The sequence below is a fragment of the Pleomorphovibrio marinus genome, from assembly GCF_003347495.1.
Lineage (GTDB): Bacteria > Bacteroidota > Bacteroidia > Cytophagales > Cyclobacteriaceae > Pleomorphovibrio > Pleomorphovibrio marinus.
This window is the reverse complement of the sequence record NZ_QCXY01000007.1, coordinates 332,834-347,361: the sequence shown is the minus strand read 5'-3', so window position 1 is coordinate 347,361 and position 14,528 is coordinate 332,834. Positions and strand designations below refer to the sequence as shown.

21 protein-coding genes are annotated in these 14,528 nt (G+C 40.7%); 15 read left to right on the top strand and 6 right to left on the bottom strand.

Annotation, left to right across the window (positions count from 1 at the left end):
* From DB520_RS17975 to DB520_RS17960, 6 genes are all read right to left on the bottom strand, one after another.
* A partial coding sequence (locus DB520_RS17975; RefSeq protein ID WP_317047770.1) for an RHS repeat-associated core domain-containing protein occupies window positions 1-217 on the bottom strand: 217 nt, incomplete at its 3' end.
* A 207-nt stretch (window positions 218-424) separates the two neighbouring features.
* Window positions 425-790, bottom strand: coding sequence for a hypothetical protein (locus DB520_RS17970; protein WP_114751144.1), 366 nt, complete (start codon window positions 788-790; stop codon window positions 425-427).
* An 18-nt stretch (window positions 791-808) separates the two neighbouring features.
* Window positions 809-1,855, bottom strand: a complete 1,047-nt coding sequence (locus DB520_RS27300) for an RHS repeat-associated core domain-containing protein (protein ID WP_232835049.1) — start codon at window positions 1,853-1,855, stop codon at window positions 809-811.
* A gap of 39 nt (window positions 1,856-1,894) precedes the next feature.
* The gene (locus tag DB520_RS27295; RefSeq protein ID WP_232835048.1) at window positions 1,895-2,182 is read right to left on the bottom strand and encodes a hypothetical protein; all 288 of its coding nucleotides are present in this window, start codon (window positions 2,180-2,182) and stop codon (window positions 1,895-1,897) included.
* A complete protein-coding gene (locus DB520_RS27290) occupies window positions 2,166-2,435 on the bottom strand; it encodes a hypothetical protein (protein WP_232835047.1) in 270 nt (89 codons plus the stop codon). Before DB520_RS27290 ends, DB520_RS27295 begins: the two co-directional genes overlap by 17 nt.
* Window positions 2,436-2,546: 111 nt before the next feature.
* Window positions 2,547-4,421: an RHS repeat domain-containing protein gene (locus tag DB520_RS17960; protein WP_114751143.1), complete on the bottom strand. Its 1,875-nt coding sequence runs from the start codon at window positions 4,419-4,421 to the stop codon at window positions 2,547-2,549.
* A gap of 553 nt (window positions 4,422-4,974) precedes the next feature.
* Between DB520_RS17960 and DB520_RS17955 the strand changes: the two genes are divergently transcribed.
* From DB520_RS17955 to DB520_RS17890, 15 genes are all read left to right on the top strand, one after another.
* Window positions 4,975-5,604 carry a hypothetical protein gene (locus DB520_RS17955; RefSeq protein ID WP_114751142.1) on the top strand — a complete coding sequence of 210 codons (630 nt, stop codon included), beginning with the start codon at window positions 4,975-4,977 and terminating at the stop codon, window positions 5,602-5,604.
* 3 nt (window positions 5,605-5,607) lie between these two features.
* Window positions 5,608-6,147, top strand: a complete 540-nt coding sequence (locus tag DB520_RS17950) for a peroxiredoxin family protein (protein WP_114751141.1) — start codon at window positions 5,608-5,610, stop codon at window positions 6,145-6,147.
* Window positions 6,144-8,072, top strand: a complete 1,929-nt coding sequence (locus DB520_RS17945; protein ID WP_114751140.1) for a peptidase domain-containing ABC transporter — start codon at window positions 6,144-6,146, stop codon at window positions 8,070-8,072. The genes DB520_RS17950 and DB520_RS17945 overlap by 4 nt, the downstream gene beginning before the upstream one ends.
* A gap of 30 nt (window positions 8,073-8,102) precedes the next feature.
* Window positions 8,103-8,336 (top strand): ABC transporter ATP-binding protein, encoded by a 234-nt coding sequence (locus DB520_RS17940; protein WP_114751139.1) that lies wholly within the window; start codon window positions 8,103-8,105, stop codon window positions 8,334-8,336.
* A 1-nt stretch (window position 8,337) separates the two neighbouring features.
* On the top strand, window positions 8,338-8,562 hold the full coding sequence (locus tag DB520_RS17935) for a hypothetical protein (RefSeq protein WP_114751138.1): 225 nt from the start codon (window positions 8,338-8,340) through the stop codon (window positions 8,560-8,562).
* Window positions 8,563-8,630: 68 nt separating this feature from the next.
* Window positions 8,631-8,906 (top strand): hypothetical protein, encoded by a 276-nt coding sequence (locus tag DB520_RS17930; protein ID WP_157972160.1) that lies wholly within the window; start codon window positions 8,631-8,633, stop codon window positions 8,904-8,906.
* Window positions 8,907-8,916: 10 nt separating this feature from the next.
* Window positions 8,917-9,120, top strand: a complete 204-nt coding sequence (locus DB520_RS17925) for a hypothetical protein (RefSeq protein ID WP_114751136.1) — start codon at window positions 8,917-8,919, stop codon at window positions 9,118-9,120.
* A 366-nt stretch (window positions 9,121-9,486) separates the two neighbouring features.
* Window positions 9,487-10,224 (top strand): hypothetical protein, encoded by a 738-nt coding sequence (locus DB520_RS17920; RefSeq protein WP_114751135.1) that lies wholly within the window; start codon window positions 9,487-9,489, stop codon window positions 10,222-10,224.
* Between the two features lie 30 nt (window positions 10,225-10,254).
* Entirely contained in the window at window positions 10,255-10,848 is a 594-nt protein-coding gene (locus tag DB520_RS17915) for a hypothetical protein (RefSeq protein ID WP_157972159.1), read from the top strand.
* On the top strand, window positions 10,835-11,536 hold the full coding sequence (locus DB520_RS17910) for an ABC transporter ATP-binding protein (RefSeq protein ID WP_114751133.1): 702 nt from the start codon (window positions 10,835-10,837) through the stop codon (window positions 11,534-11,536). Before DB520_RS17915 ends, DB520_RS17910 begins: the two co-directional genes overlap by 14 nt.
* Before the next feature lie 251 nt (window positions 11,537-11,787).
* Window positions 11,788-13,188 carry a glycosyltransferase gene (locus tag DB520_RS17905; RefSeq protein WP_114751132.1) on the top strand — a complete coding sequence of 467 codons (1,401 nt, stop codon included), beginning with the start codon at window positions 11,788-11,790 and terminating at the stop codon, window positions 13,186-13,188.
* Between the two features lie 183 nt (window positions 13,189-13,371).
* The gene (locus DB520_RS26780) at window positions 13,372-13,527 is read left to right on the top strand and encodes a hypothetical protein (RefSeq protein ID WP_157972158.1); all 156 of its coding nucleotides are present in this window, start codon (window positions 13,372-13,374) and stop codon (window positions 13,525-13,527) included.
* 76 nt (window positions 13,528-13,603) lie between these two features.
* Window positions 13,604-13,825 (top strand): addiction module protein, encoded by a 222-nt coding sequence (locus DB520_RS17900; RefSeq protein WP_114751131.1) that lies wholly within the window; start codon window positions 13,604-13,606, stop codon window positions 13,823-13,825.
* Window positions 13,825-14,124: a type II toxin-antitoxin system RelE/ParE family toxin gene (locus tag DB520_RS17895; protein WP_114751130.1), complete on the top strand. Its 300-nt coding sequence runs from the start codon at window positions 13,825-13,827 to the stop codon at window positions 14,122-14,124. Before DB520_RS17900 ends, DB520_RS17895 begins: the two co-directional genes overlap by 1 nt.
* Entirely contained in the window at window positions 14,121-14,486 is a 366-nt protein-coding gene (locus DB520_RS17890) for a hypothetical protein (RefSeq protein WP_114751129.1), read from the top strand. The genes DB520_RS17895 and DB520_RS17890 overlap by 4 nt, the downstream gene beginning before the upstream one ends.
* Window positions 14,487-14,528 lie beyond the last annotated feature (42 nt).

Below are 14,528 nucleotides of genomic sequence, written 5' to 3'. Positions count from 1 at the left end.
GATTTCCGGTACCAAGTACCAAAGCCCCGACAATCATTGCTGTCACCGCAAACTCCCCATCCGGATCCACCATCATCACCGGATTGTTCCCCATCGCCAGATAAGGACTTGCAAACTGGTTCTGCGGATCCACGCCAAACCATCTTCCTAAAGCCGCATCATACTCCCTCGCATGGAAATCATACCATTCGGTCAGCTCTTCGTACCTGCCTTGCAACCTGGCCCCTCGCTAAAACAGTCCACCGGACTGTTTCTTTACGCTCGGTCCTCTTCAAATAGGTCCAAGGTCTCCTTTTCATTTTCACGAACAAAATTCTTGGCTACCAAACCGGATGGAAAATAATCCGTCTGCTAGACGTATTACTTTCAAGCTTAAGAATCTTGAAGTCATCGAACCTGCCCTGACCTTTGTTCTTAAAAGCAACTACAATTTATACTCTCTAAATCCTTTTGCAATGATTTTAATTTTGCTTCCAGTCGAATTCAAACTAAACTTATATACCTTTAGTTTCTTATCATCAATTATCCCTCTCCACTTTGAATAAATATTATTTAAATCTTGATCACTCTCTTCAAGTTCTACAGCATGTGAAATAGTTTCATCTGCTACTATTCCAAAATTTAAGTCCATTTTTGCAAAATAAACCTCTTGTAATGCAATAAAAGAATCTCTATTGTTTTCCGGCCACCTTATATTAAACACAATAGTGTCATTGTTTCCTGGATTATTTCTATCGATTTCTATTTTCTTTATAACTGCATCATGCCAAATAAAATCATTAAATCTCATGTTTATTATATTTTTAGTTTACCACCACGGCCAATTTTTTGTTAAATGAGCACCGCTACCATTTAAGTGAAAATGACTGAAATTTGGCCCTTTCATACCCGCTGGTGTTGGTGGATCGATTCTTAATGTTTCAATAAACTTTCCGTTTTTAATTAGTCCATAACTTGAACTTCGATAAGGATTTTCTATAAATTGGGCCGGGATTTTTGCTCCTTTTGGTAAAACAATACCTTCTCTAGTAACTGTAAAAATAGACTTATCAGCTTGTGATATTCTCATATTGGCAGCCCTACCCATTTCCAGGTCAATCCGGATATTGCCTATATCCGGATTACCACCCGGATTTGGGCTTACCCTATTTAGCGGGCCATCAATTCTCGGAAGCTCCCTTTTTGGAAAATCAGTCCCCAGTTTTGGGCGCTCGACACCAAGATCATAATTTGAATAATTATATCCAGATCCCGCTTTTGGAAGTCCTGTCCAGAAGTTTTTACCTTGTATCAGAGACTTGACACCACTGAATGTTCCTCCTGTTATTCCTCCTGCCAAAGCTCCAATACCAGCACCGGCCATCCCTGCACCAAGTCCATTGTAAAAACCTCCCCCATTCATCCAAGTGTTGCCTGCCCCTAGGGTAAAGCCGCTAATTCCACCTCCAATGGCTCCCAAAGCAGCCCCGGAAGCTGCACCTGTTCCCATTGCAGCCGTCAATGCTGGAGCAGCCGCTCCGGCTCCTAGTGTGGCACCAGCTCCTGCTGCGAAACCAACTCCAAAACTGGCTGCGGCAGTACCAAATGAACCCCATCCCCCTCCTGCTGCCTGAATGGCACTCCAGTTTGTGGCCACATTTATTCCTCCCGTTACTGCGCCAACTATTACAGGAATAACAAACCACGCCAGTTCCCCATCCGGGTCCACCATCATCACTGGGTTGTTCCCCATCGCCAGATAAGGGCTGGCAAACTGGTCCTGCGGATCCACCCCAAACCATCTCCCCAGCGCAGCATCGTACTGCCGGGCATGGAAGTCATACCATCCCGTCAGCTCCTCATACCCACCCTGCAACCCGGCCTCTCGCTAAAACAGTCCCAACGGACTGTTTCTTCACGCTCGATCCTCTTGGAAAAGATCCAAGGTCTCCTTCTCCCCCTCCCTCACAAAGTTCCTGGCTATTAACCCGTAGGGATAGTAATCAGTCTGCTGGACGATGTAGCTCTCCAGGTTAAGTACAGTAAAGTCATCGAAAAAAGCTTCTCCTCCTTCGACTCCATCGTTGGACAAGTAAATATAGAAATATCCCGGTTCTTCTGCCAGCCCCCCGCAACCTGGCCCCTCGCTAAAACAGTCCCAACGGACTGTTTCTTCACGCTCGGTCCTAATATAATCTTTCATGCTCCCGGTTGGTGCCGTCCTCATACGCTTCCTCCGTCATTTGGGTATAGCCGCCGTACTTATAGTTCATCTCCTTGTCGAAAAACAGGTAGTTCAGGTAGGCGGGCGGGGCATACCCACGCTTTTCCTTGCCCACCAGCAGTCCTGTCAGACCCTGGTCCGCAGTTCCCCAACTGCCTGCCGCCGTGGACAGGTTACCGTCCACCCCGAGGCTGCCCGGGCTTACCCCAGCCAGGGAAAGGGCTATGGCCATCAGGGCGGGGTTCACCTTGGCCTCCCGCAGATCAAGGTATTTGCCATGCTCCCCGCAGCCCGGCTCCTCGCTAAAATCATCCCTGCAATCCGGCCCGTCGCTAAATTAGTCCTAAGGGACTAATTCTTTACGCTCCGTCCTACCGGACTGTTTCTTCACGCTCGGCCCTATTCTTACGGTATCGCCAGGTAATACGCTCACTGATCGCGCCGGGCCGGTCATGCCGTCGGAGAGCCTAAGGGCATAGCCCGTCTCACCCGTGCCGGTATGGTCAAACAGTTCCGAGGCGATCCTGGTACCGCTATCGTAGTCCATAAACTGTATGGACTCTTCCTCCAGGCCCTCCGGCTCGAAGGTGGCCATGACGGCGAAGTTGGCAGGGTCTTCCTGAAGCACCACCCTGGTGCTGCCTAGAGCCTGTCCCGAACTCGTTTCGGGATGGTCGGTCAGGTTGTACTGGTACCGGTGCTGACCCTCCGTAAGCACACGCCCCCAGCCATGGCGGATCTCGGTGAGTTCGTTGCCCTCAAACACCAGGTCTCCCACGTACCGACGTACCCTGGTGTCCTCACCGGGCACCAGGTACTGGGCGATCAGCAGGTTGCCCGAAGGGCCGTAAAAGTACCTGAGCTCGCGGTCGTCCGACAGGTTGACCTCCTCCGGTAGGTCAAGCAGGTTGTAGCTCACCCCTGTGATCCCTTTGTTCAGGTCCATGGTCAGGAAACCGTTGGCGTTGTAGGCATAGTCGTCACCCGAGGGGTTCCCATCCAAGAACCCATCGGCCTTGTGGGCAGAGGGTGCGTTGTCGGTCACGGAAAAGAGGTGGTTGCCAGTATAGTTATAGGCCAACTGGTCTATCCTGGCGGCCGAGCCAGCCTTTTCCCTGTACCTGTTCAGGGTCTGAATGTTGCCGTTGGCACTGTAGCCGATGTTGTTCTCGGTGTAGAGGTTGTTTTCCGTCCACAAAGAGCCGCTTTTCTGCCGGTAGGTGGCTGCGGTCAGCCTCTTTGGCGTGTCGTAGTCATAGTTGTAGGCCCGTTCCGGCTCCGAACCGTAGTGCTTCCATTGGTTGGCCGTGATAAGCCCGTCCACTCGGGTGTCGTTGGAGGTGCCGCTGTTCTTGTTGTAGTCGAGCTTTTGCCGGAAGACCTGGTTGTTGTTGGCGTATAGGTAGCGGATCTCATCCGTCCAGCCTTGTATGGTATGGGAGGGCAGAGCCCTATAAAGCCATGTGCCACCCTCGTTCCGGCTGTGGTGCGTCACCTCCATCACCTGGCCCAGTTCGTTGTAGGCGTAGTGGGCCAGAAGCACCTCGGGTTCGGAGTCCACCCTGTGGTACACCCTTAGAGGCCTTCCTGCGTGGTCATAGGTGAATCGCTTCTCCACCAGGGTGGTGCCCCAGGTATAGGTGTACCTGTCCAGGGTCTTTTCCGTTTCCCCGGCATAGGATACCTTGTAGGTGCTGCGCGTGGTACCTCCGATGGGGTGCCGGGTCACCTGCTGTAAGGGGCGGTACTCCTGGTCGTAGTAGGTCACGCTGTAGATCCACTGGGGCGACCCAGGGCCGAAGTTCCTGCTTTTATGGCCGGTGACCAGCCCCTTCACGCCGTTTAGGTCGGGCTGGTCCGGGTAACCGGGTTCGGGCGAAAAGGCATAAACGCCGTTGTTGTTGGACCAGCCAGTGTTTGTCCTGAACGTGTAATTGTCATAATAGGTGATGGTTAAAATACTGGCTTCCCCCGGCGAGACGGGGTAGGTCCTGTTCATGGTGTAGCCCGTGGAGGAGCCGTTTCTTATCTCATCCCTGGTGCTGGAATTGGCCACCGCCGACGTGAGGCCTTCCCTTGAAGTGGCGGTGGTGATCACCCCTGTGATCACCGGCCTGTTGTGGATGTCGTATTTCACATACGCCCACTGGTTGCCAAGCCGCTGTTCGCCGTCCTGGGAGAGCACCGGCCTGTCCCAACGGTCGTAATAGGATTGCATATATTTAATATAAAAAAGATGCACCTCAAAAATCTGCTGTAAAGAAAATTAAAAAAAATTATATAGCAATAACTACCGTCATATTCAGTGGCTACCTGGAAAAAGTAACTCCTCATACCGTCCAGGTTATTGCAAATTGAATAGGAGAATTACCAAACCCTGATAAAAGACAAGCAGAAAGGATTTATTATCAGCGACGAAAAAAAAACAGTTTTCCAGATTTATGGAATTTGAGGTTGATAGAAAAGCACCAAACTAGTTGTAGATCAGTTTCTTATGCTAAAGTCTAACTTGTAATTTATTTTTTTTAAAATAAAAAAAAAGTATTTTATACTGCAAAATCTGATGTTTCTCATAAAATTGTGTTACGGCTTTGGTTATGGGCCAGTTATTTGATATTTTATTTGGTTATTTTGTTGAATAATGGAACGCATTTATATATTCTAGGTCTTTAAAAATTTGAATTTTAATTTTATTTTTTTTACTTTAACACACCTATTGTTCCAGTCATAAACTTTTTAGAAGTAATCTTTTAACTTTAAACTGAACCTTTATGAAGGTTTTTCTTCTGCTACTGTTTTATTCATTTGAGCTTTTTTTAGCCGCTTTATTGGCATTGGACATGGAGGCCATGCTGTTAAGGGATATGGTAAATCAGGTAGAGTTTGAAATTCCTGAAAATGTTCTTATTGCGTTGATTGAGGACTTTAAGTATTGGAACAAATTTTCTATTCTTTTTACATTTTTGCTATTGTCCATAAAATGTTTCTTGATAGCACTTGTGCTTTATAGCGGACTCTTCTTTGCTAACCTGCATCAAGGTGTCAAATTGTGGACTTTGTTTCATGTAGCAGTAATGGCAGAAAGCATTTTAATCGTAGCAGGAATTGTCAAAATTATTTTTGGAGCATTTTACAATTTTACATACAGTGAGTTTTCATTATTTTATCCCCTTTCTGTCCTGAGTTTAATGGACTTTAAAAGCATCCAATCTATATGGTATTATCCGTTGCAGCTTCTAAATCTATTTGAGGTTTTTTACTGTCTATTATTGGTTTATTTTTTTAACCAAGAGGTAGAAATAGGAAAAGCCAATAGTTCAAAAGTGGTTTTGGGATCATACCTGTTTTCAATTACATTTTGGCTGATATTGATAATGTTTTTAACCTTAAATTTTACTTGATCGATGGCAAAAAAGATAATCCTATTGGCTATAGCATTTATTTTTTTGGGATTGATTGGCTTATTAGCTAGAAAGTACCAGGAAAAAGCAAAAAAAATAGCCATAATAAAAGAACAGGTTCAAACCATTCCTGATTTGATCTTGAAAACAATTGGTGGGGAAGTTATTTCGCTTACAAACTATGCGGAAGGAAGCCCATTTTTGATTGTGTATTTTAACTCTACCTGTGAAATATGCAGGATTGAATTAAATGCTATAAATGAGCGAATAAGTGAATTTAAGAAAGTTAAAGTCTTGTTGGCCAGTTCACAAGAGCTTTCAGAACTAGAGGATATTTATAAAGATTTTCCCTTCGTATCAGAATTGAATTTCCAAGTAGCTTGGGATGATGAAATGCGACTTTCGGAATTTTTAGGGATAAAGTCGGTTCCTACTAATTTTTGCTATGGTGAAAATGCTGATTTGATATCTATTCACCAAGGCCCCGTGAAAATGGATATTCTTCTGGGGAAACTACTTAACGGAAAGGAGGAGAAACCATGAAGGTGAAACCATCCACGTTGAAAAGGTTCTACGTTAACCAAATCGGAGAATTTGCTTGCGGATTGGCTTGTTTGAGTACCATTTCTAAATTTTATGGAGGCGAGGCTAAGCAGGAAAAGTTGATGGCAATTAGTGGAACTACTTTTTCAGGTACCACATTGCTTGGATTGATTCAAGCAGCTAAAGAAATTGGTATTGAAGGGAAAGGGTTTGAAGCAGAAATCCCGCACCTGAAGAAGCAAGAAAGGCCTGTAATTCTACATGTAGTTCTTGATAATGTAAGAGAACACTATATGGTTTGTTTTGGATATGATGGATCTCGATTTTGGTTGAGTGATCCTGGATTTGGGATTATCTCTATGGAGGAAAATGTTTTAAGTGATGTATGGAAGTCACGAATTTTGCTTCAAATGACACCTACCGAAAATTTTCGGACGGATAAAAATGAATCTAATTCCAAAATGGAGTGGTTCAATTCTATTATTTCTAAGGATATACCAATTTTAATAGTAGCTGCTGTTTTGGGCACTGTTATGGCCATTACAGGACTATCCACTGCGATTTTTTCCCAGAAGTTAATTGATGATTTTCTCCCCAACCAAGCCTTTGATAAAGCGGTTTTAGGGGTGATTTTTTTAGGCTTACTGTTGGTGTTCAGATCCCTAATAGGATATTTTCAGGGGATCTTTATGGCGATGCAAGGTAGAGATTTGAACATCAGGATCGTATCTTCTTTTATTGGTAAAATATTGAATTTGCCCATGAGATATTTTCAGGGCTTCAGCACCGGAGATCTCATTGCCAGAATGAATGATTCATTGCGCATTAAAAATACTGTTTCATTAATCACCGGAACTGTTATTATTAACTTCCTGGTTCTCGTGGTCTCATTGGTTTTTGTTTTTTACCAATCCCTGATCATTGGGGGGATTTGTATTGCCGGAATTACCGTATTTCTTTATGTAGGATGGAAGTATCATCAGCCTATTATTGATAAGCACAAAGAAGTGATGTCAGCCCATGCACTCAATGAAAATCAATATATTGACAGCCTTACAGGAATTCAAGTGATGAAGTCTTATGGGAAGGAGCAGGTTTTTCAGCATAGGATTAATCAGGTTTATACCCATTATCAAGAGAAAGACTATGATTTGAGTGTTTTAAGAAATAAATTTTCCTTTTTCACACAGGTAATTGTAGCAGTTTTCACTAGTCTGTTGTTTGGAATAGGAGTCATTCTAATTTTTCAAAAGCAATTGCAATTGGGAGAATTGATGGCAGTAATTCAGGTAGGAAGTTCTATTATTCCTGCGACAGCCGGGTTAGTGGTCGCCAACATTCAATTTCAGGAAGCCAAAGTCGCATTTGATCGCATGCATGAAATTGCCGGGATAAACCAAAATGAAGAATATTTTACTGCTTTACATCAAAATGAAGCTGATAAAAATTGTTTATTGGCGGTAAAAAATGTTGTGTTTCGTTATCCAGGAAGAAAAGCCATTATCAACGATATCAGTTTTCATTTGAGAGAAAGGAAAAGCTTGGCATTATTTGCGCCTGTAGGTAGCGGAAAAAGTACCCTTGTAGATTTAATCCAAAGATTTTATTCACCTGAACAAGGAAGTATTGAGATGCCTTTTTTGATGGAAAAGGAGTGGGATATAAATACATGGAGAGCCCAAATTGGTGTTGTCAATCAAAGAGAAAAAATATTCAACAGTACAATTTTGGACAACATCGCTTTAAGCAATATTAATGAAGAAATAGAAGCCACTGCCAAACAACTTCAGGATATGGGGTGGTGGTTCTTTTTTGAAGCTTTACCGCAAGGGATTTTAACCCTATGTGGAGAGGAGGGTAGAAATTTATCAGCAGGACAGCGTCAGATGGTAGGATTGGCTAGAGCCATGGTCAGGAAACCTTAAATCCTGATTCTGGACGAAGCTACTTCAGCCATGGATTTCGAGACAGAAGATAGGGTATTTAAATTGGTGAAGGAATATTTGAACCATCATCTTTCTTCACTCCTATTGATTACCCATCAGCCAACTTTGGCAGTAGGTATGGATGAAGTTATGATTTTGGATCAAGGTAAAATTTCTAGTATTGGAAGTCCGACAGTTCTTCTTCAAGAAAATAACTTATTGAGTAAGTTTTGTCAGAATGTTTTTGAACTTAACAGGAAGTGATATGGCAGGTTTGAAGTATTATGAACGTACCAAGTTGTTAATTGAATTGATTGAAAAGAAAAAGACCGGAAGTCCCGGAGAGTTATCTAAAAAAATTGGGGTATCAAAAAGAATGATATTTTTAATTTTGGATGATTTGAGATTAGCCCTTGAAAGGGATATTTGTTATTGCAAAAGTAGCAAAAGTTATATTTTTACCGAATTGGAATGTAAGAGTAGAGATTAGCGGTAAAAAAAGATATATTTCAACGCAAGACCGAAAAAAGTTATGCATTCTTAAAAAAAGTTAATTGGGTGAAAGATTATTTCACCGACATAGGTTTAAATTTGATCAAGTTAAATAAATTTTCAATCAAATATTTTGAATTCATTATGGAAGAGTTAAGTATTGAAAAAATAGAAATAGTGAGTGGGGGTGCGCTACCATTTTGCGCTAGTAATGGGCTTGGTTTTATGGCTGGAGCAACAACAGCTGGAACAATATTCGGTGGTGGAATAGGTTTCGTTGCTGGTTTAGCGGTGGGAACCCTTGGGGGTTATATAATTAATCAATACGGAAAACCTTGTTAAATTTAATGATATGAAAGCTCTAGAAATAAATAGATTAGAAGAAAAATCTGCTGGAGGATTTATAAATGGATTTTGCGCAGGATTTGGGGCTGCAGCCTTGGTTTATGGGGCGGGTGTAGCAGCCAATTTCTGGAACCCTGTTGGATGGGCAGGTGGTATAGCAGGTGGAGTAATTACTGCAGGTTGCATTGGATATTCACTTAGCCAATCTTAATCTTTTACTACGAACATTGAAAAATACAGTGATCATATAGATATTGAATTATAAAAAAATGAAGAAAATTATATTTATATTGATTTTTATTTTTTGCTCAACCGGGATTTATTTCTCATTAACAGAAAGTTTTCAAACAAGCATGAAAGTTAGGATATTTTTTGCAGTGAGTTTATTTTTAATTTTCACATTAATTATATATCAAAAATTTAGCCACAAAGGTAAAAGTGAATAAGTTTACCAAATGGATGGATATCCCGCTCAAATAATTAAAACAAGAATTTTATTTGTTAACTTTTATTTTCATGGAAGTTGATTTCAACTATGGTAATTAAATAATTAATATCCTTTTAATATAATTTTTATATGAAGAACCGACTAATTTGTAATCTTGCTATTCAGGTGTTAAAGGTCCAGCTTTGCATTCCTACAAAACTGATCCTTTTTGGCTGGGTGGTGCCATTCATTATTCCTTTCTTTTTTATTGCTTCTTTTTTTATATATGAGCTTACGCAACATTTTGGATATTTCTACTTTTATTCTGCTTTATTGATTTGTTTGATTTTATATAGTCAGGCTAAATTCCATTCTTCCGCCTATTTGGATCCCATACACCTGTTTCCATGGAGTATAGATAGTGTTAAAAAGAGAGTATTTGTTTTTTTGTGTGATCTGCTCGGCCTTAAGCTGACACTTTTTGTTGGGTTTGGGATTATCTTGGTTTTCAATTCTCCGATGCCACTAGTGGATTTGGCGGTCCTCTTTGTCTTTTATGCCGGATTTACTTCACTGGACATCGCTCTATTGGAGCAAAGTCTTAGGAAAAAAGTGATAAGAGTCATTTATAAATATGTGTATCTTTTGATTTTGACTTTTTGTATGGCAAATACCAGGTTTTTCCTATTTAGAATTCTCGAAAGTGGCAATCAGGTTGATCTTCAGGCCCGATGGCATCTCTGGTACCAAGCTAATTGGAGCCTGGGTATGTTGGTTACTTTAATTGTTTTCATGGGCAGTCTTTTACTCTTTCTTACCAAAGACAATGTAGGTCGACAACAAAAGCCATTTATTGTGGAGTTCAATGATTTTAACCGATTCTTCTAGCAGCGGATGATGTTCAGGTTACTATCAGGCATGAGTATTTCGGAGGGGTTTCTGCTAAAGGCATTATTGATCGGCTTGGTGGCTTTGCCCTTTTACTTTCTCAACCCCTTTGTTCCAGTCCTTGTGATGCTAGGGTTTATGGTAAGAGCGATATTAGAGGCCTATCTTCCTACACATGGCATTTATGTGATCTATAGATCCTATGGAAGTGATTTTTTGTCAATCCTACGGCAACTAGATACTTTTATTTTCATGGTACTTAATGGCATTAATTTTATTGCCCTTGCTGTGCTCCATATAGGAAAGCCTGGAATTTCCCTCGAGCTAGTATTTTCCCAAATAGTATACTTCAATGGGGTACTAGTTTGGTCTCTGATCTATACCCAGACAATGGCGGTCTACAGTTTTTACAGCGGACAACCGAGGCTTCTCGGCAGTGGGTGGGTGCTGCTGTCAACTGTTTTTGTGGTGGTCTTGGGAGCTTTGGCTTGGATAGTGGTCGGATTTGAACATTTTACTTGGTCATTGTTAGCTTGGTTTATGCTGTTGGGACTTTGGTATTTCCTTCCCATGAAAGTGGCAGGCTATATGAACAAAAATTATATTCCAAATGATCCATATTAGAGAGATTCATAAGAGCTTTAGGAGGCAAGCCGTATTAAGAGGAGTCAGCCTTCAGATTTTGCCGGGTGAAATCACGGCATTGATAGGTAAAAACGGCTGTGGAAAGAGCACCCTCGTGCAGGCGATTGCAGGCTTAATTCCAATAGATGCCGGTTCGGTACTGATCGACGAAGTGCCCATTGGCACCCGGTACCATGCTGTGTTAAGGAGGGTAGGGTTTGTGTTTGACCAGCCGATTTTTGTAGAGGGCTTCAGTGCGCTCAACTACCTTAATTTTGTGGGGATGCTGTATGGATTGGAAAAAAAGGCCAGTCAACACAGAGCTATGGAGCTGGTTAAATTCTTTGACTTACCCACCGATCGAAAAAAAATCGCCGACTATTCCAAGGGCATGAAAAAAAAGGTTTCGCTTGCGGGAGCACTGGTTCACAAACCAGCATACTTGATTTTAGATGAGCCTTTTGATGGTATGGATGAAGAAAGCGTCTTCAAGGCAGGTGGGATGATCCGCCATCTTGTGAAAGAAGGTACCGGGGTCTTACTCGTTTCCCATCAAAACCATTTGATCCAAAAGCTTGCCGAAAAGGTCGCAAAGTTGGAAGAAGGTAAAATCATGAACGTACAGTCCGTTCAATCTTGGCAACTGGCACAGGAACTGTTGCTTCGGGATCATTTATTGGGTGAATAAGCCACACAACTGGATTTTCCACATATTATCTGTTAAATCTGTAAGATATAATCCAGGCTACTTCCAACCCATTAATTTTAGGTAAAAAGAAGTTCGAGGTTCTAGAGTTTTTCAATATCAAACCCTATTTAAGAGAAGTGTAAATTAGAAAGATTATTGTTGATTTTACTACTTGCTAGTGAATTTTTTATTCCAAAAAATAAATTTTATATATTTTTAATATATAAAAGTATAAATATTTACAAGAAAAAATGACCAAGCAAAAAAATTTAACCACTAAAAATCAAGCTTCTCATGCATTTACTTATATCATAGATCCTTACCCAGCTTCAGGACATTTTAATGGAATGATGAATTTTGCTGTTTGGCTAAGGAATAAGATGAAGTATAGGGTAGTATTCTTGGGCGAAACAACTTTTAAAAGGTTATGCGAAAGCGAAGGATTTGAATTTTTGGAAGTGCCATCTATTATTTTTATCCCTGAAAAAGCTGAATTAGTTGAGAAAGGGATACTTCATTTTTTTTTAAGTTGTCTATACGAGAACCGTCATATCTCTTTACAAAAACGATTTGAAGCTTGTACGTTAATGTATAAAAAGATTGTAGATCAGATATGTCCAGATGTAATCATTCTAGATGACCATTATGCGTCTAAAGCATTTTTTTATGAACAATTTAAACTCCCCATATTGCTGGCCACGACAATGATTAGTCCAGAAAGACGACATAACATTCCACCTTTTCAATTCAGTTTTATTCCTAAACCAAATCTATGGTCTAAGGTTTATTGTAATTTTCTGTGGGAATATTTAGGTATAAAAAAATATTTTTCAAGATTGGGCACCAAGATTTCTTGCATTGGCAACACTAATAGAAAGTTTACAAACAAACTTTATTCAAAAAGTAAATATTCCATGAATGAATCTCGATGTCTCGGAATTGGTATTGTTGAACTACCTATAATTGCCCTATATCCTAGAGCATTTGATTTTAAAGGTGATCCAAAACAAAATTCCTATTTTTATTTTGAAGAATTACCAAAATTAAATATATACTCTACTATTGAAAAGAGATTGGAAAGTGTACTAAAATTTGGCACTAAAAAAAATATACCGATAATTTATTGCTCATTAGGTACCGTTAGTTCTAACTTTGAAAAAAGATGTAAAATATTCCTTAAAAAAATGATAAAACTGGCTTCTATCTATAAAAGTTATCAATTCATCCTAAACATTGGAGAACATATTGAGTCTAATTTTTTACCTTCGTTAACTAATAATGTTTCTTTATTTAAGAAAGTCCCACAGCTATATGTTTTGAAACATTGTACAGTAATGATTACCCATGGAGGATTAAACTCAATAAAAGAATGCATCGATGAATGTGTTCCCATGCTGATCTGTCCATTGACGGATCGATGGGATCAGCCTGGAAATGCAGCAAGATGTGTGTACCATCAAATTGGGGAAGCCGGAAGTATAAAATCCGATGGAGCTTATAAACTTGGAAAAAAATTAAAAATTTTGGTCGAAAAAAATGCCATTTATAGAAATAATATTCATAAAATGAAAGAGAAAATAGGCCAAAGCAAAGAAAATCAATTAAAAATTATATCAGATAAAATTTCCGAATTAAAAAATGCGACTTCGTAGATTAAGAGGTGTACTTAACTTTTGCAACAAACCCTTACCCATCAAGATATAATAAACCTTTTCCTCAGGTAAATCACACCTGGCCACAAGAAAGGCAGGGACTTGCGCTAGTAGGGGTTGTTTTTAACTTTTTGATGTCGTAATTTTGTTAATAAAGAAAATCCTTTGTCAAATCCTTCACTTATGAGTATGGATTTTGACAATAAAGTAGTAGAGTTGAGAAATTTAAAAGAGGTTAACAGCAACGACTTAGGCAAGATTGGGGGTACATCTACAGCCATAACCGCCAAGTATGAACCTAATAAAATGACCCCATCGGTGGAGATGGAAAAAAGATAGCAGGAGCAAGGGGCTTCTCTTTGGAATATCTCAACGGTTACATTTCATTTGTCATCAAGGACGAGAATATGAGATCATGAGCTTACAATACATCACAGACGATAAAGGTCAGACCACCGGGGTATTCATCCCGATCCAGGAATGGAACAATATAAAGTCCAGATATAAAGACATAGACCTGGAGATTCCAGACTGGCACAAGGAGATTATCGATCAGCGTATAAAGGACTACAAAAAGAACCCTGATCAGGCGGTGGATTTTGACCAGGCTATGGATGAGATTGAGAAGGATCTTTGATGTACAAGTCTATCATCCTTCCCCAGGCCAAGCAGGACATCAAGGAAGGTGCTAAATGGTACAATGATCGAAAGCTTGGGCTTGGCAAACGTTTCACCCAGCATGTACGAAAAAAAGTACACTTCATCCGGCAAAACCCTAAAGCCTTTGCCATCCGCTACAAAGACACTCGCACATCCCTTCTGGACACTTTTCCTTATATGATTCACTTTATTGTAGATGATGAACAAAAGCTGGTCATTGTATCGGCTATACTGAGTACCCATCGTGACCCGGATGTTTGGAAAGAAAGGGAATGAATCATGCCGTATTGAAGGTTAGAAACATCGAAACGGTGATTGTAGAAAGCAGCAATAAAATAAAAATAGATGATTTCGCACAAGACAGTTTGAAAGTCTTTCTTTATGCAGGCCAATTGGAAACAAGCCATAAATTGTTCAAGGTAGACCAGTTGGAACTAACTGCATCAGAAGGAGCCAATGCCAGGCTTCAAGGTTTAAATAACCTTCAATTAAATGCTGAAAACAGTGAAATACAGGTGTACAGCTACCTGGAAAGCGTATCAGGTGAGATCAAACAAGGCTCCCGACTACAGTTTCAAAAAAGTGTTGGTAAGCTAAACCTTGAAAAAAGCAGGGATTCCAGACTCATTGCCTACTGATGCTAAATTTTATGCAACAACTTGACTGCATTGACCATGCTC